The organism is Geminicoccus flavidas (assembly GCF_009806515.1).
Lineage (GTDB): Bacteria > Pseudomonadota > Alphaproteobacteria > Geminicoccales > Geminicoccaceae > Geminicoccus > Geminicoccus flavidus.
In genome coordinates, this window is the sequence record NZ_WUJP01000688.1 from 1 (window position 1) to 20,515 (window position 20,515).

At 68.3% G+C, this 20,515-nt stretch carries 22 protein-coding genes; 16 read left to right on the forward strand and 6 right to left on the reverse strand.

What is annotated here, in order from left to right:
* Both EQG76_RS19630 and EQG76_RS19635 read left to right on the forward strand, forming a co-directional pair.
* The coding region (locus tag EQG76_RS19630) for an SDR family oxidoreductase (RefSeq protein ID WP_159716046.1) at positions 1-303 on the forward strand (303 nt) is incomplete at its 5' end.
* Between the two features lie 85 nt (positions 304-388).
* Positions 389-1,003: a hypothetical protein gene (locus tag EQG76_RS19635; protein ID WP_159716047.1), complete on the forward strand. Its 615-nt coding sequence runs from the start codon at positions 389-391 to the stop codon at positions 1,001-1,003.
* Between the two features lie 627 nt (positions 1,004-1,630).
* On the opposite strand, the gene EQG76_RS19640 is transcribed toward EQG76_RS19635, so the two are convergent.
* Positions 1,631-2,494, reverse strand: a complete 864-nt coding sequence (locus EQG76_RS19640) for a DeoR/GlpR family DNA-binding transcription regulator (protein WP_159716048.1) — start codon at positions 2,492-2,494, stop codon at positions 1,631-1,633.
* A gap of 206 nt (positions 2,495-2,700) precedes the next feature.
* Between EQG76_RS19640 and EQG76_RS19645 the strand changes: the two genes are divergently transcribed.
* From EQG76_RS19645 to EQG76_RS19665, 6 genes are all read left to right on the forward strand, one after another.
* The gene (locus tag EQG76_RS19645; RefSeq protein ID WP_159716049.1) at positions 2,701-3,957 is read left to right on the forward strand and encodes a polyhydroxyalkanoate depolymerase; all 1,257 of its coding nucleotides are present in this window, start codon (positions 2,701-2,703) and stop codon (positions 3,955-3,957) included.
* A 110-nt stretch (positions 3,958-4,067) separates the two neighbouring features.
* Entirely contained in the window at positions 4,068-4,352 is a 285-nt protein-coding gene (locus EQG76_RS19650) for a type 2 periplasmic-binding domain-containing protein (RefSeq protein WP_159716050.1), read from the forward strand.
* Positions 4,353-4,393: 41 nt separating this feature from the next.
* Positions 4,394-4,909 (forward strand): hypothetical protein, encoded by a 516-nt coding sequence (locus EQG76_RS19655; protein WP_159716051.1) that lies wholly within the window; start codon positions 4,394-4,396, stop codon positions 4,907-4,909.
* Positions 4,906-5,034 (forward strand): hypothetical protein, encoded by a 129-nt coding sequence (locus tag EQG76_RS32845; RefSeq protein WP_255476570.1) that lies wholly within the window; start codon positions 4,906-4,908, stop codon positions 5,032-5,034. The genes EQG76_RS19655 and EQG76_RS32845 overlap by 4 nt, the downstream gene beginning before the upstream one ends.
* A gap of 318 nt (positions 5,035-5,352) precedes the next feature.
* The gene (locus EQG76_RS19660; RefSeq protein ID WP_159716052.1) at positions 5,353-5,517 is read left to right on the forward strand and encodes a hypothetical protein; all 165 of its coding nucleotides are present in this window, start codon (positions 5,353-5,355) and stop codon (positions 5,515-5,517) included.
* Between the two features lie 36 nt (positions 5,518-5,553).
* Positions 5,554-6,714: an MFS transporter gene (locus EQG76_RS19665; RefSeq protein ID WP_200840952.1), complete on the forward strand. Its 1,161-nt coding sequence runs from the start codon at positions 5,554-5,556 to the stop codon at positions 6,712-6,714.
* On the opposite strand, the gene EQG76_RS19670 is transcribed toward EQG76_RS19665, so the two are convergent.
* Entirely contained in the window at positions 6,683-7,168 is a 486-nt protein-coding gene (locus EQG76_RS19670) for a DUF1579 domain-containing protein (RefSeq protein ID WP_159716053.1), read from the reverse strand. The two genes, EQG76_RS19665 and EQG76_RS19670, sit on opposite strands and share 32 nt — an antisense overlap.
* A gap of 152 nt (positions 7,169-7,320) precedes the next feature.
* Here EQG76_RS19670 and EQG76_RS19675 point away from each other — a divergent pair, with 152 nt between their 5' ends.
* Positions 7,321-8,916, forward strand: coding sequence for a peptide chain release factor 3 (locus EQG76_RS19675; RefSeq protein ID WP_200840953.1), 1,596 nt, complete (start codon positions 7,321-7,323; stop codon positions 8,914-8,916).
* Positions 8,917-8,988: 72 nt separating this feature from the next.
* Here the strand turns inward: EQG76_RS19675 and EQG76_RS19680 are convergent, their stop codons facing one another.
* The 3 genes from EQG76_RS19680 to EQG76_RS19690 are packed head-to-tail and all read right to left on the reverse strand — an operon-like array spanning position 8,989 to position 10,841.
* Positions 8,989-9,282 (reverse strand): CCDC90 family protein, encoded by a 294-nt coding sequence (locus EQG76_RS19680; protein ID WP_159716054.1) that lies wholly within the window; start codon positions 9,280-9,282, stop codon positions 8,989-8,991.
* A gap of 1 nt (position 9,283) precedes the next feature.
* Positions 9,284-10,039, reverse strand: a complete 756-nt coding sequence (locus EQG76_RS19685) for a hypothetical protein (protein ID WP_159716055.1) — start codon at positions 10,037-10,039, stop codon at positions 9,284-9,286.
* Between the two features lie 13 nt (positions 10,040-10,052).
* On the reverse strand, positions 10,053-10,841 hold the full coding sequence (locus EQG76_RS19690; protein WP_159716056.1) for a hypothetical protein: 789 nt from the start codon (positions 10,839-10,841) through the stop codon (positions 10,053-10,055).
* Between the two features lie 173 nt (positions 10,842-11,014).
* On the opposite strand from EQG76_RS19690, the gene EQG76_RS19695 reads away from it, so the two are divergent.
* The 4 genes from EQG76_RS19695 (at position 11,015) to EQG76_RS31765 (ending at position 15,890) form a co-directional block, all read left to right on the forward strand.
* Positions 11,015-12,979 carry a DUF4139 domain-containing protein gene (locus EQG76_RS19695; RefSeq protein ID WP_159716057.1) on the forward strand — a complete coding sequence of 655 codons (1,965 nt, stop codon included), beginning with the start codon at positions 11,015-11,017 and terminating at the stop codon, positions 12,977-12,979.
* Positions 12,976-13,707 carry a Crp/Fnr family transcriptional regulator gene (locus tag EQG76_RS19700; protein WP_159716058.1) on the forward strand — a complete coding sequence of 244 codons (732 nt, stop codon included), beginning with the start codon at positions 12,976-12,978 and terminating at the stop codon, positions 13,705-13,707. The genes EQG76_RS19695 and EQG76_RS19700 overlap by 4 nt, the downstream gene beginning before the upstream one ends.
* A 126-nt stretch (positions 13,708-13,833) precedes the next feature.
* Positions 13,834-15,006 carry a zinc-dependent alcohol dehydrogenase gene (locus tag EQG76_RS19705; RefSeq protein ID WP_159716059.1) on the forward strand — a complete coding sequence of 391 codons (1,173 nt, stop codon included), beginning with the start codon at positions 13,834-13,836 and terminating at the stop codon, positions 15,004-15,006.
* Between the two features lie 11 nt (positions 15,007-15,017).
* Positions 15,018-15,890: a hypothetical protein gene (locus tag EQG76_RS31765; protein WP_200840954.1), complete on the forward strand. Its 873-nt coding sequence runs from the start codon at positions 15,018-15,020 to the stop codon at positions 15,888-15,890.
* 47 nt (positions 15,891-15,937) lie between these two features.
* Here the strand turns inward: EQG76_RS31765 and EQG76_RS19715 are convergent, their stop codons facing one another.
* Positions 15,938-16,846, reverse strand: a complete 909-nt coding sequence (locus EQG76_RS19715) for a sugar phosphate isomerase/epimerase family protein (protein WP_159716060.1) — start codon at positions 16,844-16,846, stop codon at positions 15,938-15,940.
* Between the two features lie 215 nt (positions 16,847-17,061).
* Between EQG76_RS19715 and EQG76_RS19720 the strand changes: the two genes are divergently transcribed.
* Genes EQG76_RS19720 through EQG76_RS19730 form a run of 3 tightly spaced genes read left to right on the forward strand, consistent with a single transcriptional unit; the run spans position 17,062 to position 20,441 of the window.
* Positions 17,062-17,982, forward strand: a complete 921-nt coding sequence (locus tag EQG76_RS19720) for a carbohydrate ABC transporter permease (protein ID WP_159716061.1) — start codon at positions 17,062-17,064, stop codon at positions 17,980-17,982.
* Positions 17,982-18,872, forward strand: coding sequence for a carbohydrate ABC transporter permease (locus EQG76_RS19725; protein WP_159716062.1), 891 nt, complete (start codon positions 17,982-17,984; stop codon positions 18,870-18,872). The genes EQG76_RS19720 and EQG76_RS19725 overlap by 1 nt, the downstream gene beginning before the upstream one ends.
* Positions 18,873-18,914: 42 nt before the next feature.
* Positions 18,915-20,441, forward strand: coding sequence for an ABC transporter substrate-binding protein (locus tag EQG76_RS19730; RefSeq protein ID WP_200840955.1), 1,527 nt, complete (start codon positions 18,915-18,917; stop codon positions 20,439-20,441).
* The last annotated feature ends 74 nt before the right edge of the window (positions 20,442-20,515 follow it).

A 20,515-nucleotide genomic window follows, 5' to 3' on the forward strand; every position in this document is an offset into this window, starting at 1 on the left:
GCGCTGCTGCCCGACCGCATCCGGGTCAACGGGCTGAACATCGGCTGGATGAACACGCCTGGCGAGCACAGCATCCAGCAACGCTTCCACGACGCGGCACCCGACTGGCTGGAGCGCGCGGTCCAGGCCCGGCCGTTCGGCCGGCTGATCGACCCTGCTGAGGTGGCGCGGATGGTGGCCTTTCTCAGCTCGGACGAGAGCGGGCTGATGACCGGGGCCAACATCGACTACGACCAGATGGTGCTGGGCTGCGCCGACGACCCGCATCTGCCGACGCAGCCCCTGCCCGACCGCGGCTTCTGACTCTGGTCCTGCCGCCCGAGCTTGCATCCGAGGCCGGATCGGGCTCACCTGCCACCTGGCCCTTCCACAGCGCCGGAACCCGCCGATGCGTCTCCTCCCGCTCACCCTGACCGCCGCCCTCCTCCTGGTCCCGCCGGCACTGCGTGCCGAAGCGCTGGTCGAGACCTTCGACGGCGGGCCGGCCCTGGACGGCATCCTCACGCCCGGGAGCGACGGAACCTGGGAGCTCCGGATCGAGAACGGCGTGGCCGAGCTCGAGAACCGCAGCGATGCGGCGGCGATCAAGTTCTACCGGGTCGATACGCTGCACGGCGGGGCCTCGCCGGAGGGTGCGGCGATCGCAGCCGATGTCGGCGGGGAGTTCCCGGGCAAGGTCTCCGCCGCCGGCTTGCTCTACCGCTACGACGAAGCCAGCCGCAGCTACCTGGCGTTCGTCGCCGGCGCCCAGCGCTGGGCGCTGTACCAGCGTGGGCCGGAGGGCATGCGCCCGCGCCTGAGCGGCGTCCTGCCGGAGGGCAAGGAAGGGCGGCACCGGCTGCGCATCGAGCCGGATGGGGAGGATCTCCGGCTCGAGATCGACGGCCAGCAGGTCGGCAGTGCCCGGATCTCGGGCATGCCCGGCCATGCGGTCGGGCTGGTGGCGATGAGCCTCGGCCGCTTCGAGTTCGATAATCTGGCGATCGTGCCGGACGCCTCCTGAGGCGCAGTCGCTCCGGGCCGCTACAAGAATGCCGCCCATGAGCGTGATGACGGACCGCCCGAAGTGGGCTGGCCGAAGGAGCCGCTAGCGCCTCGAGCAAGCAGGTCGTTGCGCCGGTATTCAGGCAAATGAGGCAGGCCGGAGGGGGGCGGCAGTTGCCGATGCGTGGTCTCGACCGGGCCTGGAGCGAGTGGCGATGATCTGCGCCGTCCACTACCTCCGGAAGCTGGCAGCCCATCTGTCACCCGCTCAGGGCTCAACCGCCGATCTGGCGTCCGCACCCGTTGCTCGGGCAGGTGCTCGGCCTCCGACGCGTGGCAGGCGTCGAAGATGAAGTGCTGGAAGTGGTGCCATGGCTCGTCATGGCTGCGGTAGCGACTGCCGCGGACGGTGGCATTCCCTGGCAGGCGCGCCAGCGTCCGTCTCATCCGCTCCACCTGACCATCAGTCCATCGACGACGGTCAGCAGACCGATCGACCAGCTGCGGCGCTGTCGGTTCAGAAGCCTGGAAGGGAGTGTCAACACCGTATGGGCGTGGCAGTGCAAGGCCACGACCAGGACATGGGGGAGTCGATCGCGGCTCGCCGGGAAGTCCCGGAGCCGGACAGCACCGGCCCTGACGGCCGTCAGGCGTGGTCGCGGCGGCGGGTCGGGAGGCCGGCGGCGGGCCGGGCCGGGCCGCCCGGTGCCGGCCGGACCTCCTCGGCCGTGGTGATCGTGGCGCCGGCGTCGGCCAAGAGGTCGGCGAGCGGGCCGTCCGGGGGGCGGTCGGTCACGATCTGGCGGATCTCGTGCAGCTCGGCATGGATGGCGAAAGCGGCGCGGCCGAACTTGGTGTGGTCGGCCACGATCAGGGTGCGGGTGGCGGCCAGGCGCATCGCGCGGTAGACGGCGGCCGCCTCGTCGTCGACATCGGCAGCGCCGGAAGCGGTGATGCCGCTAGCCCCCACGATGGCCACCTCGGCATGGAAGCGGCCGATATGCTCGAGCGTGTCGCTGCCCACCACCATGCCCTCGCGCGGCTCGTAGCGGCCGGGCGCCATCAGCACCCGGATGCCCGGGTTGGCGCCCAGCACCGCGGCATGCGCGAAGGCGTGGGTGACCACGGTGCCGCGGGCAAGCGTGGTCGCCAGCAGGCGGGCGACGTGCAGCGTGGTCGAGCCGCCGCCCAGCATCAGCGATTCGGCAGCGCCGATCGCCGCCAGCACTGCCTGGGCGATCCGCCGGCGCTCCGGCACCATCTGCCGCTCGCGCTCCGCCACCGCCGGCTCCACCGCCACTGGCCGCGCCGCCCCGCCATAGGTGCGCGCGATCAGCCCTGCCTGGTCGAGTTCGTCGAGGTCGCGCCGGATCGTCTCAGTTGATACCTGGAACTCGGCGGCGAGCTCGGCGATGCGCAGTGCCGGGGCAGCGCGCAGGGCCGCGACGATCGCCTGCTGGCGTCGCGACTTCGCGTTCGCGGCGGGTACCGGACCGTTCTGGCTGACCATCGGACCGCTCCGGTGCCTTGAGGACGATGCTGGCGATTACCACAGGCCGGTTGGGCGATCCAACATGCGACCATGTTGCCTCGATACCTCCCTATTGTGACCGAGATGCCTCCCCGGGCGGGCACTTCCAGTCATGACGGGCGTTGCCTCCCTTGCCGGAGCGTGATTTTTTTCCGGTAACACCAGAGCGCGAAGCCGTCGGACCCATGCAATATCACACCTACGAAATGGCCCACGCACTGCTGACCCCCTGGCGGGCCCAGGCCAAGCTCGTGACCCAGGTGCTGGGCAACCCGCTGGTTCCGCTCGCGCATACCGGGCTCGGCCGCACCATCTCGGCTGCCTGCGAGCTGTTCGAGGGGGTGACCCGGCGCTACGGCAAGCCCGCCTGGGGGATCCACGCGACCAAGATCGGCGGCCTGACCGTGCCGGTGCGCGAGGAGGTGGTGCTGCGTACCCCTTTTTGCGAGCTCCGCCATTTTGATCGTGATGAAACGGTTTGCGGCAAGCGCTACGACCCGAAGGTGCTGCTGGTGGCCCCCATGTCCGGGCACTATGCCACGCTGCTCCGCGGCACTGTCCAGACGATGATCCAGGAGCACAACATCTACGTCACCGATTGGGTGGATGCCCGGCATGTGCCGGTGTTCGCCGGCAAGTTCGACCTGGACGACTTCATCGAGCACATCATCCAGATGGTGCGCTTCATCGGCCACAACACCCATGTGATCGCGGTCTGCCAGCCCTCGGTCCCGGTGCTGGCGGCCACCGCGATCATGGCGGCGATGGGGGACGAGTGCCGGCCCGCCTCGATCACGCTGATGGGCGGGCCGATCGATACGCGCTGCAATCCGACCGTGGTCAACCACCATGCCATGTCCAAGGACATCGGCTGGTTCGAGCGCAACGTGATCTCGCCCGTACCTTGGCCTAATGTCGGCTGCATGCGCCTGGTCTATCCAGGCTTCATCCAGCTCTCCGGTTTCATGGCGATGAACCTCGACCGCCATGTCGAGGCACATCGGGGCTACTTCAACTCGCTGATCAAGGGCGACTGCGATTCGGCCGAGCAGCACCGCCGCTTCTACGACGAGTATCTGGCGGTCATGGATCTGCCCGCCGAGTTCTTCCTCCAGACGGTCAAGACCGTCTTCCAAGACCACGACCTGCCCGAGGGCCGGATGAAGTGGCGCGGCGAGCCGGTCGATTGCGGTGCGATCGAGGACACGGTGGTGATGACGGTGGAGGGCGAGCGCGACGACATCTGCGGCCTGGGCCAGACCGAGGCCGCCCACCGGCTGTGCCGCAACCTGCCGCCCGAGAACCATGTCCATTATGTCCAGCCAGGGGTAGGCCATTACGGCGTGTTCAACGGCACGCGCTGGCGCACCGAGATCCAGCCGCGCATCCGCGAGATGATCCGTGCGGTCAACTTCCAGCGGCGCCGGACGGCTATGAACTGACAGGAGCGGACGTTCCCGGCTTGACGATCCTGATAGACCACGCGTGAGCTTTCCGAACAATCGAGGCAGTCGGCCCGAAGGGAGGGGGAACGCCCGGAACACGGAAAGCCATGCGCTGTGCGCTGGCGGGCCTGGCAGGGCTCGCCGCGCTGACGGTCGCCAGCCTCAGCGCGTTCGCCCAGGATTGGCCGATCAAGCTCCGGCTGCAGGCGGCCGTGCCCTTGGCCAGCATCTATTGCAAGCTGCTCCAGCGCCATGCCGAGCGGATCGGCAAGATGTCGAACGGGCGGGTCGCGATCGAGGTGCTATCCGACGGGATGATCGTCCCGGCCTTCGAGATCCTGGGCGCGGTCGACCAGGGCATCGCCGAGGCGGGCTATGCCTGGCCCCACTAATGGTCGGGCAAGCATCGGCCACCGGCATGTTCAGCAACCCCATGGCCGGCGCCGACTCAGGCATGGACCAGCTCTCCCAAGTCGTCCGGCTGCTGGAAGACGTCGGCAATGCGTTATACCGCCGCTTCCATGCCGAGGTGCTGGGCGCGGATGTCGAGCCGTTCATGGTCCAGCCGATGGGGCTGAACCGCTTGGCTGGTTCGCCGACCGATCGAAAACGTGGCCGACTTCCAGAAGCGGAAATGCCGCTCCCCGCCCGGGATCACCGGCGAGATCTTCAAGGAGATGGGCATCGCCGCGGTGGGCCTGCCGGCGGTGACCTCGTGCCGCCCACCCAGCGCGGCGTGATCGACGCCACCGAATGGATCGGCCCGGCCGACGACCTGAACCTCGGCCTGAACGCGATCTGGAAGAACCACTATCTGCAGGGCCTGCACCAGCCGACCGATGCCGGCGAGGTGATCGTCAACAAGACGGTGTTCGGCGGGCTGCCGGCCGACTCCATGAGATGTTCCGCAACGCCGCCCTGGTCTCGATGGCCGAGACCTACGCCTTGAACGTCGCGCGCCATGCCGGAGCGATCGTTAAGCTGCGCGACGCGTTCGGCGTGCAGATCCATGACACGCCGCCGGACTTCTTCCCCGAGTTCGTGCGCGCCACCAACGTCGTGCTCGACCGCTAAGCCGAGCAGGGCCCGTTCTTCCAGGAGGCCCTGGAATCGCAGCGCGCGTTCGCGAAGACCGCGATCCCCTACCGGACCAAGATCCTCGACCTCTACGCCAGCCTCGGCAACGCTGCGTTGCAGAAGCTGGACTGAGGCCAACAAAGGGCCTGACCGACCAGCGGCCGCCGCGCGGGCGATGTTCGACCTGCGGCGGCTCCTCCAGGAGAAGAGGGGCAGGCGAAGAGGGCAGATAAACGAGAAGCTGCTGTGCCTGGCCTGTGCGATCGACCGCCTCAGCCAGTGGAGCGGCCGGATCGTCGCCTGGCTGTCCCCGCCGTGGCGCTGGCCGCCTACTTCCTGCGCGGCGTGGTGCCCGACTGGCCGCTGGTGAAGATCTACCAGGGCATGATGCAGTTCATGGTGCTGCAGATCCTGGGCGTGCTGATCCTGCTGGCCTTCCCCGTCCTGGCGCTGTACCTGCCGAGCCTCCTGCACGACTGATCTCGGCCGGCAGCGTCGACGCGAAACGGTGATCAAGTGGCCGACCGGCTGGTCTTCGTCGTCATCCTGATGGCCAGCGTGTTCGCGATGGCCCAGGGCCTCTCCTACCCGCTGCTGGCCTTCATCCTGGAGCGCCAGGGCGTGCCGCCGGCCCTGATCGGGCTGAACACCGCGATGACGCCGCTCGGCATCATCGCCTCCTCGCCGCTGATCCCCTGGTTCGCCAGGTGGCTGGGTGCCGCCCGGCTGGCGCTCTGCAGCGCGCTGGCGCTGGCGGCCCTCCTGTTCACGATCGGGGCCTGGCAGTCGCTGCCCGTGTGGTTCGTGGCCCGCTTCCTCCTGGGCTTCGTGGTCAACGGCCTGTTCGTCACGAGCGAGACCTGGGTCAACCTGCTGGCTCCTCCCGAGCGCCGCGGGCGCCTGCTCGGCATCTTTGCGTCGAGCCTCTCTGCCGGCTTCGCGCTAGGTCCCTTCACCCTGACGCTGACCGGCACCCAAGGTTGGCCGCCATTCCTGGTGGGCGTCCTGGTGTTCCTGGCGACCGCTCTCATCCTGTTCCTCGCACGCAGGCGGCTGCCGGAGATCCACGGCGGACATGACGGGCAGATGGGCTCGCTGCTGGTCTTCCTGCCGCTTGCCCCCTTCCTTCTCCTGAGCATCGGTGTAGTGGCAGCGTTCGACCAGTCGGTCCTGGCCCTCCTGCCGTCCTACGGCATGAGCTTCGGCATGCCCGAGGCGAGCATGGCGACAGCGCTGGGCATCCTGATCGTCGGCAACATCCTGTTTCAGATCCCGATCGGCTGGCTGGCCGACCGCTGGTCAAGGCGCGGCACCACCTTGCTGCTGTGCGGGCTCACCATGCTGGGGGCCCTGCTCCTGCCGCTGGTGATCCGGACCGAGGCACTGACCTACGCCACGTTCTTCCTGTGGGGCTCGGCCGCCTTCGGCCTCTACACGATGGCGCTGATCGAACTAGGCGAGCGCTTCACCGGCTCGATGCTGCTGGCCGGCAACGCCGCCTTCTCCCTCATGTGGGGGATCGGCGGCATGGTCGGCCCGCCGCTGGCCGGCCTGGCCATGACCGGGCTCGGCCCGAACGGCCTGCCGCTGGCGATGGGCGCGCTCTACCTCCTGGTCATGGTCATCGGCGCCGTCCCGGCCCGCCTCAGCTGCGCCGGCGATAGTGGGCGGCCATGAAGTCGTGCCAGCTTCCGTCCGGCTGTCGTACGGCGGAGCGCAGCACCCGGTGGTCCGGCGCCACGATCTCCAGCTCGTCGCGATAGCGCGCGGTCTTGCCCTCCTCGGCAAAGCTCGGCCCGTCAGCCTCCAGCTGCAGCCTGGCGCCGTCCGGATCCAGCCGGCCTTCCTGGTAGACGCAGTGCCAGCTCATCATCGAGCCGATCCAGGTGCCGACGAAGCGCCGCTGACGGACGTCGTAGCCGAGCGTCAGGAGCATGGTCGCATGGCCGCCACCGGGCATGGTCCCTTGGCCCTCGGCCAGGATCCAGAACTCGCCCAGCGGACGGACCGTCTCAGTACCGCTCGCCTTGAACGGCGGCTGGCCCTCGCCCATCTGCGCCTCGGACTCGTAGGTCCATTCGCCGATCATCTTCTGCAGCCAGGCATGCTCCTGCTGCGGCATCTCGTTCATGACGATCTCCCTGTGGTGCCCATGTTGTACCCGGAAAAAACATAACCATACAGTTAAGCGATTGATGGCAACGGCCGGCTGTCCGGGCGGTGGCCTTCCTCTGTCCGACCGTGCTAGACGCCTCCGACCTTCCAGCCTTGGACCCGAAACCCTTGGACCTCGATCAGAGCAGGACCGCTGACGGCCTCGGCGCCGAGGTGGCGCGCAGGCGGACGTTTGCCATCATCAGCCATCCGGACGCCGGCAAGACCACGCTCACCGAGAAGCTGCTGCTGTTCGGCGGCGCCATCCATCTGGCCGGCGAGGTCAAGGCTAAGGGCGAGCGGCGCCGGGCGCGTTCGGACTGGATGCGCATCGAGCAGCAGCGCGGCATCTCGGTGACCACCTCGGTCATGACCTTCGAGTATGGCGGGCATACCTTCAACCTGCTCGACACGCCGGGCCACGAGGACTTCTCCGAGGACACCTACCGGACGCTGACCGCAGTGGACTCGGCGGTCATGGTGATCGACGCGGCCAAGGGCATCGAGACGCAGACCCTGAAGCTGTTCGAGGTCTGCCGGATGCGCGACGTCCCGATCATGACCTTCATCAACAAGATGGACCGCGAGACCAAGGACCCGCTCGACCTGCTCGACGAGATCGCGTCCAAGCTGGCCCTGGACGTGACTCCGGCCAACTGGCCGATCGGGATGGGCCAGAGCTTTCGCGGCGTCTGGTCGGTCTGGGACGACCGGGCGGTCCTGATGCGGCCGGACGCCAATGGCCGCGACGTCGAGGAGGTCGTGGGCGACAATGCGCTGCGTGACCGGGTCGACCCGGCCGTGCTCGCCGCCTTCGAGGAGCAGCGTGAACTGGCGCAGGGTGCCTTGCCCGAGTTCGACCTGCAGAGCTATCGCGAAGGCCATCTGACTCCGGTCTTCTTCGGCTCGGCCCTGCGCAATTTCGGCGTGCGGGCCCTTCTGGACGCGCTCGGCGCCCATGCGCCGGCACCCAGGGCGCAGACGGCCGGCGAGGCCGAGATCCTGCCGACCCGGGACGACGTGTCCGGCTTTGTGTTCAAGATCCAGGCGAACATGGACCCCAAGCACCGCGACCGCGTCGCGTTCATGCGGGTCTGCTCGGGCCGCTTTAAGCGCGGCATGCGCCTGGCGCCGGTGCGCACGGGCAAGCCGCTCACCATCTCCGCCCCGATCTTCTTCTTCGCTCAGGATCGGGCGATCGCGGAGGAGGCGGTGGCCGGCGACGTGATCGGCATTCCCAACCACGGGACGCTCCGGGTCGGCGACACGCTGACCGAGGGGGCACCGATCCGCTTCACCGGCCTGCCCAACTTCGCGCCTGAGATCCTGATGCGGGTGGTGCTGGACGACCCGATGAAGGCCAAGCACCTGCAAAAGGCGCTGGGTGACCTGGCCGAGGAGGGCGTCACCCAGGTGTTCAAGCCGATGCTGGGCGCGGGCTTCATCGTGGGCGTGGTGGGCCAGCTCCAGCTCGACGTGCTGCGCTCTCGGCTGGACGCGGAATACGGCCTGCCGGTGCGCTTCGACGAGGCACCGTTCATCACCGCGCGCTGGGTGGACGGCGACCAAGCCCTGCTCGACCAGTTCGTGCGCACCAAGTCGGCGAGCCTGGCCGAGGATCGCGATGGCAACCCGGTCTACATGGCGCGCAACAACTGGGACCTGAACCGGGTGAAGGACGACCACCCCAAGCTGAAGTTCACGGCGACGCGCGAACGGAGCTGAACCGTCAGAGGAGCCTGACCAGCACGGTCACCACGCCCAGCGCCACGACGATCATCGAGCCGAGCTTGATGGTCATCCGCTGCTCCAGGGACCCGAAGCGGCGTCGGCCTTGTCGAAGCGGGTCTCGATCTTGGCGAAGCGCGCCTCCATCTCGGCGCGCAGCTCCATGAATTTGCCGCGCAGGCTGGCCATGTCGCCCTTGAGCTCCGCCCGAAGCTCGCGCAGATCGGCCTTGGTCGCCAGCTCGGCGAGCGCCCCGACCTCCTGCTGGTGCAGCACGTCCGCGATCGCCTCGGCCTGCTGCCGGTCGATCCTGGCCGCTTCGAGGTGGCGGACGATGTGAGGGTGTCGAGCGCCATGCCTCACCTTAGCGGGTGGGCAGGGCGGCGTCACCTTGGGTCAGCGCCCGCCACGACCAGGCGATCAGCCCGCTGGTAAGCGCGATGAACAGAAGGGTCAGGAGGTGGCCTACGATCCGCAGCGAGGGATGGTCGGCCAGCGCCGCGCCCGGGTCGACCGCCATGATCATGGTGCCGATCGGGATCACCAGCAGCAGGGTGACCACATAGCCGGACACCGCCGTGAGCACGAAGGCGGCGAGCAGGCGCCACCAGCTCCCGGCCCCGGCCTCCCAGCCCGCCTGCAGCTTGGAACCCGGCGCCTCGATCGCCGCGGGCGCGAACACCAGGGCCAGCCGCGCGACGAACGGGAGGGCGATCAGCAGGGCGGCGATCTTGGCCAGGCCGACATAGGTCGGCACTCCGCCGAACAGGGCATAGGCGATCGCCGGGGCGGCCGGCAGTGCCGCCAGCAGGATCAGCACGAAATTCCAGACGAGGTAGCGCAGCACACCGCCATTCAGAGGTGCGGGGCCGGCCCGGCGTTCGTCCAGCAGGACGTGGCGGATCCAGGCCCGTGCCAGGATCAGCCCGGCGAGATAGGCGATGCCCGCCTCGAGCCGGCCGTACCAGGGCTCCAGCCCACCGGCGAGGGAGGGCGCGGCCGCGGCCATCGCGACCGGGATCAGGAACCAGGGCAGGCCCAGCTTCAACAGGTCGAGCTTGTGGCGGATCACGTGGAGCCAGGCGAGGCCGACCACCCGGTAGACCGGCAATCTGTGCAAGGGATCCTCGTCGTCAAACAGAAGTGTTGAGCGCCGGCCGCTGCTGCCCCTGGGACAGCCGCCGCCAGGTGAGCGAGAAATAGATGGCGAGCAGGCAGGCCTCGAGCAGATCGGTCAGCAGCGCCAGGGCCTGCGGCAGGTTGCGCAGGATCGGCACGCCGGCAAAGCCGTTGCCCAGCACCAGGAGCAGGAGCGTGCTGGCGATCATCACCGGGGCCAGCAGGATGATCGCCCCCAGCAGCAGGCGGAAGCCCTGGCTGCGGGTCTGCTCCCATGCCTGGGAGAAGCTGCATTTCAGGTCCAAGGCTGCCGCCGGCAGCACCGGATGGAGCCGGCAGATCACCAGCAGCATGGCGAACATGCTGGGCAGGATCGCGAGCTGGATCGAGGCCAGGCCCCCGCCGCCCAGCACGATCGCGAGCAGCACGATCACCATGACCGGCAGCATCGACGCCAGCAGCACGCCCAGCATGCGCAGGGCGTAGCGCACGCTGCGGCCGTCGATCGGCAGGAGCGGCGGCAAGGGCTCGGACAGCAGCACCGAACGGTGCAGCGCCACCGAGGCCGCGGCCAGCACCAGGGCTTCGACCAGCTTCAGGACGATCAGGCTGCCCATGCCGGGCGGCAGGATCATGGCGGCATCGCCGGGAGCCTCCGGATCGGGCAGTCCCACCGGGCCCGCCAGCCCACGCACCACCACGGCCACCAACAGGAGCAGCACGAACCACAGGCCGGTGCCCTGCACCAGCGCCCGGCGGCGGTCCAGAAAGAAGGTCCAACATTCACGAACGATGTCTTGCACGGCAAGAGGTTGCATCAACATGCTGCTCCGGGTTCACCAGCCGTGCCGGACGAGGGTTCATGTCCCCGCCGTGCGGGAACGCTCCCTGGCGGGACGGGCCATTCCGACGTGGCACCGGTCGCCAGGACGAGGCAAGCTGGATATAGGGAGCGCGTCGTCAGGGAGGAACCGTCGTGCGCGTCCGATCATCCGCAAGATCCGGGGCGGCCTCGCTCCTTTGCCTGCTGCTGCCCCTGCACCAGGGGTTTGCCGCGGAGCCGCCGGCACTCGACCAGGTGGTGATGTCCACGGCCGGCATGGGCTGGCTGGGCTTTCGCGCCACGACCGAGGCCGATGGCAGCGTGGCGCTCGACCTGCCAGCCGGCCAGCTCGACGATGCGCTCAAAAGCCTCACCGTGCTGCCGACGGAGAGCGGCAGCGACGGCTTCCGCCTCCGGCAGGTATCGATCGGCGGCAGCAGCGTGCTGGCCGATCCCTTCCAGGACACGCCGCTGAGCCCGGGCGACCTCGCCGGGCTTACCGCCCTTCTGGAGCGGCTGCGCGGCAGCGAGATCGCGGTCGATACCGACTATGCCGAGGATCCGGTGACCGGGCGGATCGTCGCCGTCGAGCGGCGCGCCGAGGGCCAGGACGGCACGGTGGTCGAGCGCCCCTGGCTGGTCCTGTCCAGCTCGGACGGGCTGGTCTCGGTGGAGCTCGGTGACGTGGAGGCGATCCGCCTCGAGGACGAGGCAGCCCAGCGGGCACTGGACCGGGTGCTGGAGCGCAGCGTCCAGGCGCGCAGCGACGAGCGGCGCACGCTCACGATCCATACCAACGCGGCGCAAGGTACGACGCTCGGCCTGGGCCTGCTCGTGTCCACCCCGGTCTGGAAGCCAAGCTGGCGGCTGCTCTTGCAGGATGGCGGGGCGCGGCTCCAGGGCTGGGCGGTGGTGGAGAACCGCAGCGGCCAGGACTGGGACGATGTCCGACTGACCCTGGTGGACGGCGATGCCACCACGCTGCGCCAGGACCTGACCCGCACCTGGTTCCGCGAGCGGCCGGGCGTGCCGGTGCTGCCCGAGGAATTTGTGGGCCAGCCGCTCGCCATGCGGAAGGCCGCCCCGCCCTTGGCCGAGCCTGCCGACATGATGATGGCCGAAGCCTTCGCCCCGGTGGCCGAGTCTGACGAGAGCGAGAGCGACCTAGCGACCAGCTTCACGATCGAGGCGCCGGTCGAGGTGGCCGATGAGGGCAGCCTGATGGTGCCGCTGATCGACCGCACGGTGTCCGCGGCCAGGGTGGCGCTGGTGCCGGCGGATGGCGGGGGCGGCGCTCCGGAGGCAGCCATCCGGCTGGGCAACGACACCGGCGTCAGCCTGCCGCGTGGCATCGTCACGGTGATGGACGAGACGGCCCCGGTGCCCACCCATCTGGGCGACGCGGTGCTGCCGGCCACGCCTGCTGGTGCCGAGCGGCGCCTGAGCTTCGGCCAGGACCGCAAGATCCGCTACGACCTGACCGAGGATGCCAGGCGCGAGGTGAGCGAGCTGGTGGTGGCCGACGGGATCGCGACGCTGCGGGTGGCCGAGCGCTACGAGCGGCGCTGGCGCTTTCAGAGCGAGGACGACCAGCCGCGCCTGCTGGAGGCGCAGGTCCGGGCGGAGCCGGGCGTGGAGCCGGTGACGCCCAAGGATCTGCAACACGAGGACGGTTTCTGGTATGTTCGCGGCGAACTGCCGGCCAGGGGCACCGCCACGTTGGCGCTGGTGACCGAGCGGCCGGGCGAGGAGCGCCTGGTGCTGACCGACGAGGATGCGCTGGACACCGTGCTGGCGACGCGCGGCTTGCCCGTGCCCGAAGCGTGGCAACCGAAGATCGACGAGATTTCCGCCCTGGCCGAGCGACGTAGCGCTGCGGAGCAGGATCTGGCCGCGGTCGAGGAAGAGCGGGCGGCGATCGGTGCCGAGCAGGACCGCATCCGCGCCAACCTCGAGGCGATCGCCGAGCCCGGGCCATTGCGCGAGCGCTGGCTGAACGAGCTGGGCCGGCAGGAGGACCGGCTGGCGGAGCTGGCGCGGCAGCGCGATGAGGCTGCCCGGGCACGCGACGAGGCGGTGCGCCAGTTGCGGGCGCTGGCCGCCGAGCTGCGCCGATGAGCGGGGTGCCCCGTTCCGACCGGCTGGAGCTGGTGCGCGACGCGCTGGCCGACAGCGACGTGTTCGGCGCGCTCTACGAGGAGGACATCGAGAAGCTGATGCCGCTCGGCCGCCTCATCCACGTGCCGGCTGGGCGCACGGTGTTCCAGAAGGGCGATCCCGGTGACTGCCTGATGATTGTGGTGTCCGGGCGGATCCGGATTGGCACGGTCGGGCTGGACGGTCGCGAGGTCATGCTGAACCTGGTCGAGACCGCCGAGGTGTTCGGCGAGATCGGCGTGCTGGACGGCAAGCCGCGCTCGGCCGATGCGACGGCACTCAGCGACTGCGAGCTGTTCGTGCTCGATCGCGCCCGGATGATGGACTTCCTGGAGCGCCATCCCGACGTGGCGGTCCGGCTGATCGGCATCCTGTGCGAGCGGCTGCGCCACTCCACCGAGCTGATCGAGGACACCATGCTGCTCGGCATGGAGCAGCGGGTCGCCAAGACCCTGCTGCGGATCGGGCGGCGCTACGGGATCGAGCGCAACGGCATCGTGCGCATCGAGAACGGGCTGAGCCAGCGCGACCTGGGCTCGTTCGCCGGTCTCGCCCGCGAGAACGTCAACCGGCAGATGCGCAGCTTCAAGGAGCGCGGCCTGATCGAGGTCGAACATGGCGTGATCATCCTGAAGAATCTGCCGGCCCTGCAGGCGATCGCCACGCCCGGCGACAGCGTGGGGCGCTGACCGCCCGGCCGGAACCATCCAGCCGCGTCCTGGCCCTCCCGGCTCCCATCCACCCCATCGGAACCCGCAGCATTGCGGGCGGTTTGGCCGCATGGGTGAGCGGAGCAAAGTCAAGGGAGAGCGAAGATGCGGGCGCTGTGCTGGCACGGGAAGAACGACATCCGCTGCGACACGGTGCCGGATCCGAAGATCGAGGACCCGCGGGACGCGATCATCAAGGTGACGAGCTGCGCCATCTGCGGCTCCGATCTCCATCTGTTCGACGGCTTCATGCCCGGTATGCAGTCCGGCGACATCATGGGCCACGAGTTCATGGGCGAGGTGATGGAGGTCGGCTCCGGTGCGAAGGACTCGCTGAAGGTGGGCGACCGCGTGGTGGTGCCGTTCACCATCACCTGCGGCGAGTGCGAGCAGTGCCGGCGTGGCAACTTCTCGGTGTGCGAGCGCTCCAACCGCAACAAGGACATCGCCGACAAGCTGTTCGGGCACACCACGGCCGGCCTGTTCGGCTACACCCATCTGACCGGCGGCTATCCCGGCGGCCAGGCCGAGTACGTGCGGGTTCCGTTTGCCGACAAGACCCATGTGAAGGTCCCGCGCGGAATGACGGACGAGCAGGCCCTGTTCCTGGGCGACATCTTCCCGACCGGCTGGCAGGGCGTGGTCCAGTGCGACATCCAGCCGACCGACACGGTGGCGATTTGGGGCTGCGGGCCGGTCGGGCAGTTCGCGATCCGCAGTGCCGTGCTGCTGGGTGCCAAGCAGATCATCGCGATCGACAACGTGCCCGAGCGCCTCGTCATGGCCGAGGCCGGCGGCGCCATCACGATCAATTTCGACAAGGAAAGCACGGTCGAGCGGCTGAACGAGCTCACCCAGGGCAAGGGGCCGGAGAAGTGCATCGACTGCGTAGGCATGGAGGCCCATGCGACCGCCACGCTGGATTCGATGTACGATCGCGCCAAGCAGGCCCTGATGCTGGAAAGCGACCGGGCGCATGTGCTGCGCGAGATGATGTATGTCTGCCGGCCGGCCGGCACCATCTCGGTCCCCGGCGTCTATGGCGGGCTGATCGACAAGGTCCCGTTCGGCATGGTCATGAACAAGGGCCTGACGATCCGGGCCGGCCAGACCCATGTGAAGCGCTGGACCGACGACCTGCTGCGCCGGATCGAGGAAGGTCAGATCGACCCCAGCTTCGTCATCACCCACACGGTCGGGCTCGAGCAGGGGCCAGAGATGTACAAGACGTTCCGCGAGAAGCAGGACGGCTGCATCAAGGTCGTGCTCAAGCCGTGAGGAGCGACGTCATGCATCAGCATCATAGCGGATTCTCCCAGCAGATGATCTCGCGCGATTCGGCACGCGGCCTGGCCCAGGGGCTCGGCTGGTTCAGCATCGGGCTGGGTCTGGCGGAGCTCCTGGCGCCGCGTCAGCTTTCTCGGGCGCTGGGCATGGAAGACCGGAGCGGCCTCATCCAGGCCTACGGAGTCCGCGAGATCGCGACCGGCATCGGCATCCTCGCCTCCCGGGACCCGACGCCCTGGGTCTGGGCGCGGGTCGGCGGCGATGCGCTGGACCTGGCGACCCTGGCACCCGCCGTCCCGGACAACCCGCAGAAGGGTAACGTCCTCCTGGCGATGATGGCCGTGGCCGGCGTGACTGCGCTCGACCTGATCTGCGCCCAGCAGCTGAGCACGGCGCGGCAGCAGGCGCATCGCGAGGAGCGGCTGCGCAACCTGCCCGACTACAGCAACCGGAGCGGCATGCCCCGAGGCGTCGAGCAGATGCGGGGTGTCGCTCGCCATGACTTCGAGATGCCGCGCGACATGCAGACGCCGGAGGCGCTGCGTCCCTGGACCGACGGCAGGCCCGCGCAGGCCGGTGCCGGCAAGGCGACTTCTGGCACCGGGGTCGCGGCGAGCGGTGCTGGGACGGCGACGACGAACCATGAGGCGGCCCATACCGCGTCGTCCTCCAGCCTGAAGCCGCAGCTCTCCAGCGCACAGGTCGTGCGAACCGCCGCCGACCAGGTCGCAGCGGCGAAGGGTGATGGCGGGACGGCGGCGACCAGCCACGACGCGGCCAGTACGCCCTCGTCTTCCAGCCTGAAGCCGCAGCTTTCCAGCGCGCAGGTCGTGCGGACCGCCGCCGAGCAGGTGGCAGCGGCGAAGGATCGCTAGGGAGCCGGCTGGCTCGCCAGGGAACGACTGCGTTCCGAGGTGGGGGCTCAGACGGCCACGAACGGCCGCCAGTAGTCCGCCGACTGCCTGAGCGCCTCGATCACGGTGCTGTCAGTGGGCTCCCGCTCCCGGAACGAGAACTCGAACACCAGCTCGTTGTCCCTGCCTCCGCCCTTGTGGATCGCGTCGAGCAGCGGCTCCGGGGTGATCCGGCCCTTGGCGTTGTTCTCCGGCGTGAACGGCCGGTGGCCGCCCTTGTCCATCGAGCTCTGCTTGATGTGGATCACCGGGCTGTCCGCCGCCAGCGCCTCGGCGATGGCATAGGGGTCGTAGTCGCGCGGGTCCTGCGAGGTCACGTCGCCATGGTCGATGTCGGCGCAGATCTTGAAAGGCAGCGGCATGTCTTCTTCCACCAGCGCCTGGATCCGCTTGGTCTCCGGCAGGGTGTGGCCGAATTCGCGGCGGATCGACATGTGCTCCCACATCAGGAACTCGAGCCCGCGTTCCTTGGCGCGGTGGGCTAGATCGCGCCAGTCGTCGATCACCCGCTTCAGCACCGCCTCGCGCCGCGCCGGATCGGCGTCGTCGGCATAAGTCATGATCGCGAGCAGCGTGCCGGTGCCGCGGGCACCCAGGTCGGCCGAAATGTCGATCCAGGTGGCCAGCCAGTTCTTCCACCAGGCCCTGACCTCCGGGTCGGGATGGCCCAGATGGTTCACCCGCGTATAGGCGCCGGAGAAGGTCGTGGTGATCTTCGCCCCGTTCGCCTCCAGCGCCTTGTTGTAGCGCTTGACGAAGCTCGCCTGCAGGGGCGCCGGCCAGGATGGGTCCAGGAACTCCGGCGTCAGCTGGATCCGGCTCATGCCGATGTCCTGGGCGATGGTGCCGACCAGCTCCTCGGGCAGGACGATCCGGTTGATCGCGAAATTGGTGTTCAGCCCGAGCGTGAAGCCCATCTCTCGCCTCCGATCCACGGCCGCCAAGCTCGCGAGCGGCCCTTCCAGCCCGCGCTTCGATGGCCCATCCCGGGCGAGCGGGCAAGCGTGGCCTGACCTTCCCCTCCCCGAGATCGCCGCTTGACAGTCTGCGGTCGCGAAAGCCTGATGCGCGAAAGTGAGCGGTGGTACGAGTCGGCGCTCGTGAAACGTTTGAGGGTAGGTTCGTCGTACCGATGGCCAGCAGCACGATCGCGGCTCCAGCCGCGTCCCGCCGACGTTCCTGGCTGCCCCGGTGGCTCACCGCGGAATCGGCGCTGCCATGGCTCATGCCGGTCATCGCCCTGCTGCTGGCGTTCGGGGTCTATCCCCTCCTCTATGCCGTCTGGCTGAGCCTGCAGGAACGCTCGCGGATCACCCGCCAGTTCGAGTTCGTGGGCCTCAAGCAGTGGGGCATCGCGCTTACCGACCCGCGCACCTGGGACAGTTTCCAGGTCACCCTCACCTACACGCTGGTCTGCCTAGCCGTGCAGGTCGTGCTCGGCATGGCGATCGCCTTGCTGCTCGACACCGAGCGGCGCGGCTACGGCCTGCTGCGCTCGCTCATGATCCTGCCGCTGGTGGTGCCGCCCGCCGTCACCGGCCTGATGTTCCTCCTGATGGAGGACGCCCAGTTCGGCGTGCTGTCCTATTATCTCAAGCAGCTCGGCATCATCGACCCGGCCAACCCGCTCCTGGCGAACAACAGCACCGCGCTGATCGGCGTGATGCTGGCCGACATCTGGCAGTGGACGCCGTTCATGGTGCTGATCTTCCTGGCGGGCCTGCGGGCCTTGCCCAAGGAGCCCTATGAGGCGGCGGCGATCGACGGTGCTTCGGCGATCCAGGCCTTCCGCCTGATCACCCTGCCGCTGCTCAGCCGGGTCATCGCAGTCGCGGTGCTGCTCCGCTCGATCGACCTGTTCCGGGTCTATGACTATGTCTACGTGATGACCAGCGGCGGTCCCGGCACCCAGACCGAGACCTTGAGCTTCTATGCCGGCCGGCTGTTCACCCTGGCGAACTTCCCCTATGCCGCGACGCTGGCCCTGATCGTGCTGATCTCGCTGAACGTCATGGCGGCCGTGTTCATCAAGCTGTTCAAGGTGCGGTTCTGATGCGGAGCAACCCGGCCCTGGGCATCCTGCGCGACGTCTGTGCCTGGGCGATCGTGCTCCTGTTCGTCTTTCCGATCTTCTGGTGGATCCTGGCGTCGTTCAAGCCGTACACCGCGATCTTCAACACCACGCCGGTCTACTGGGGCTTCGAGCCGACGCTGGACAATTACCGGGTGACGCTGGGTGGCGTGTCCCGCCTCTCGCTGATCACGGACGAGGGTGCGGCTGGCACGGTCGCGGGCGGCGGCAGCTCCTATTATTCGATCCCGTCCATCATCGACAGCGTGATCGTCGCGCTGGGCTCGACCGTGCTGGCGGTGGTGCTCTCGACCTTGTGCGCCTACGGCCTCTCCCGCTTCCGCTTCCGCGGCCAGCAGAACTTCGTGTTCTGGATCCTCTCGCAGCGCATGATGCCGCCGATCGCGATCGCGATCCCGATCTTCTTCATGTTCCGCGACCTGGGCCTGCGCGACAGCCATCTGGGCCTGATCCTGGCGCACACGCTGATCAACCTGCCGATCGCGGTCCTGCTCATGAAGAGCTTTTTGGATGACGTTCCGGTCGACCTGGATCAGCAGGCGATGATCGACGGGGCGAACCGCTGGCAGACCTTCTGGCTGGTGGTGATGCCGCTGGTCAAAGGCGGGCTCGCCGCCACCGCGGTCCTGTGCTTCATCTTCTCCTGGACCGAGTTCCTGCTCAGCCTGCAGCTCACCACGCAGATCCGCACGATCCCGGTGAAGATCTCGACCTTCGTCACCTCGACCGGCACCGAGTGGGGCTTCATCACCGCACTCGGCAGTGCCGCCCTGGTGCCGAGCTTCATCTTCATCGTGCTCGTGCAAAAGCACCTGGTGCGCGGCCTGACGCTGGGCTCCCTGAAGGACTGAGCCGGGCCAGTCATCGATCGATTTTTCGAGGGAGGTAGAACAATGAGTTTCCGCGAACACGACCGCAAGACCTTCATCGCCGACACGTGCGGCGACTTCGCCGCCAGGCGGATCAGCAAGCGCGAGTTCATCCGCAAGCTCGGCATCGCCGGCGTGGGCTTGTCCGGCTTCGGTGCGGCCATGCTGGGCGGCGGGCGGCCCTTCCGCGGGCTGGACTTCGGCAATCCGGCCTTTGCCCAGGCCGGTCCCGACGAGGCCATGATGCAGTGGCTGTCCGAGGTCGGTAAGCCGTTCGCCGGCACCACGATCCGCTACACGTCGGAGGCTACCCCGCCCACCATCGTGGCCAACCAGCTCGCCAAGGAAGAGTTCACCAAGGCGACCGGCATCAATGTCGAGATCGAGATCGTGCCGCTGGAGCAGGTGCTCCAGAAGGCGACCCTGGACATCCAGGGCCAGGTCGGCACCTACGACCTCTATTATCTCGATCAGTCCTGGATGGCGACCTTCTCCCAGGACATGGAGGATCCGCGCGAGTATTACGACGCGCATCCCGACATCGCGATGCCCAACTTCGACTGGGACGACTTCAGCAAGCCCTTGCTGGACGGCATTTCGATGTTCGACGGCAAGCTGGTCTCGATCCCGTTCGACATCCCGATCTTCATCCTGATGTACCGGCGCGACCTGTACGAGAAGCACGGGCTGAAGGTGCCCGCCGACCTCAACGAGTACATGGCCAACGTGAAGGCCATCCAAGAGGCCGAGAAGGGCAACGGCATCTACGGCACCACCGGCCAGCTCCGCTCTGGCCATTACAGCCTGGAGTGCGACTGGACCGCGTGGCTGTGGGGCAATGGCGGCTCGATCTACGACAAGGACGGGATGTTCACCGGCGGCGACGAGCAGGGCATCAAGGGCCTGGAGTATCTCATGGAGATCTCCAAGAACTGCCCGCCGGGTGCGCTCACCTGGACCTGGGACGGCGAGGGCCAGTCGGTGGCTCAAGGGCTAGCTGGCCAGGTGATCACCTGGGGCGAGTATTTCCCGAGCTTCGACGGTGCCAACAGCAAGGTCGTGGGCCTGATGGAAGCGGCCCCGCCGCCCAAGGCGATCTCGCTGCGCATGCCGGACCAGTGCGGCTTCAACGAGATCCCGAACGTCGGCCACCAGGGCGGCTCAGGTCTCGGCCTGTCGCGCTACTCGCAGAACCAGGAAGCGGCCTTCATCTTCATGCAGTGGGCCTGCTCCAAGGACGTGGTCGGCCGCGGCTCGGTGCTGGGTGGCGGCGCCTCGCCGGTCCGGCTCTCGGCCTTCACCGACCCGCGCACCCTGGCCGCGGCCAAGGTCGGCCCCGGCACCACCCGCCACTTCCCGGCGGTCGAGGAGACCATCAACACCATGATGGGCTCCGAGCCGGACTTCCCGGCCTGGGCCGAACTGTCGAACAACACGATCCCCGTGGAGCTCGGCAAGTTCCTGACCGGCCAGTTCAAGACCCCGCAGGAATGCATGGACGCGATCAAGCCGGTGGCCGACGAGATGGCGGCGCCGTTCCGCAAGGCATGACCCGGCCCTCAAGCCTGGTCTAGAGAGTGGCGGGGCAGCGATGTCCCGCCATTTTCCTGAGAAGCAAGAAGATC

What these genes read in the sequence shown, in the direction of transcription:
- EQG76_RS19645 (WP_159716049.1), top strand. Translation starts at nt 2,701, where the DNA reads ATGCAATATCACACCTACGAAATGGCCCACGCACTGCTGACCCCCTGG.
- EQG76_RS19670 (WP_159716053.1), bottom strand. Translation starts at nt 7,168, where the DNA reads ATGAACGAGATGCCGCAGCAGGAGCATGCCTGGCTGCAGAAGATGATC.
- EQG76_RS19700 (WP_159716058.1), top strand. Translation starts at nt 12,976, where the DNA reads ATGAGCGGGGTGCCCCGTTCCGACCGGCTGGAGCTGGTGCGCGACGCG.
- EQG76_RS19715 (WP_159716060.1), bottom strand. Translation starts at nt 16,846, where the DNA reads ATGGGCTTCACGCTCGGGCTGAACACCAATTTCGCGATCAACCGGATC.
- EQG76_RS19640 (WP_159716048.1), bottom strand. Translation starts at nt 2,494, where the DNA reads ATGGTCAGCCAGAACGGTCCGGTACCCGCCGCGAACGCGAAGTCGCGA.
- EQG76_RS31765 (WP_200840954.1), top strand. Translation starts at nt 15,018, where the DNA reads ATGCATCAGCATCATAGCGGATTCTCCCAGCAGATGATCTCGCGCGAT.
- EQG76_RS19705 (WP_159716059.1), top strand. Translation starts at nt 13,834, where the DNA reads ATGCGGGCGCTGTGCTGGCACGGGAAGAACGACATCCGCTGCGACACG.
- EQG76_RS19655 (WP_159716051.1), top strand. Translation starts at nt 4,394, where the DNA reads ATGGCCGGCGCCGACTCAGGCATGGACCAGCTCTCCCAAGTCGTCCGG.
- EQG76_RS19650 (WP_159716050.1), top strand. Translation starts at nt 4,068, where the DNA reads ATGCGCTGTGCGCTGGCGGGCCTGGCAGGGCTCGCCGCGCTGACGGTC.
- EQG76_RS19730 (WP_200840955.1), top strand. Translation starts at nt 18,915, where the DNA reads ATGAGTTTCCGCGAACACGACCGCAAGACCTTCATCGCCGACACGTGC.
- EQG76_RS19635 (WP_159716047.1), top strand. Translation starts at nt 389, where the DNA reads ATGCGTCTCCTCCCGCTCACCCTGACCGCCGCCCTCCTCCTGGTCCCG.
- EQG76_RS19720 (WP_159716061.1), top strand. Translation starts at nt 17,062, where the DNA reads ATGGCCAGCAGCACGATCGCGGCTCCAGCCGCGTCCCGCCGACGTTCC.
- EQG76_RS19725 (WP_159716062.1), top strand. Translation starts at nt 17,982, where the DNA reads ATGCGGAGCAACCCGGCCCTGGGCATCCTGCGCGACGTCTGTGCCTGG.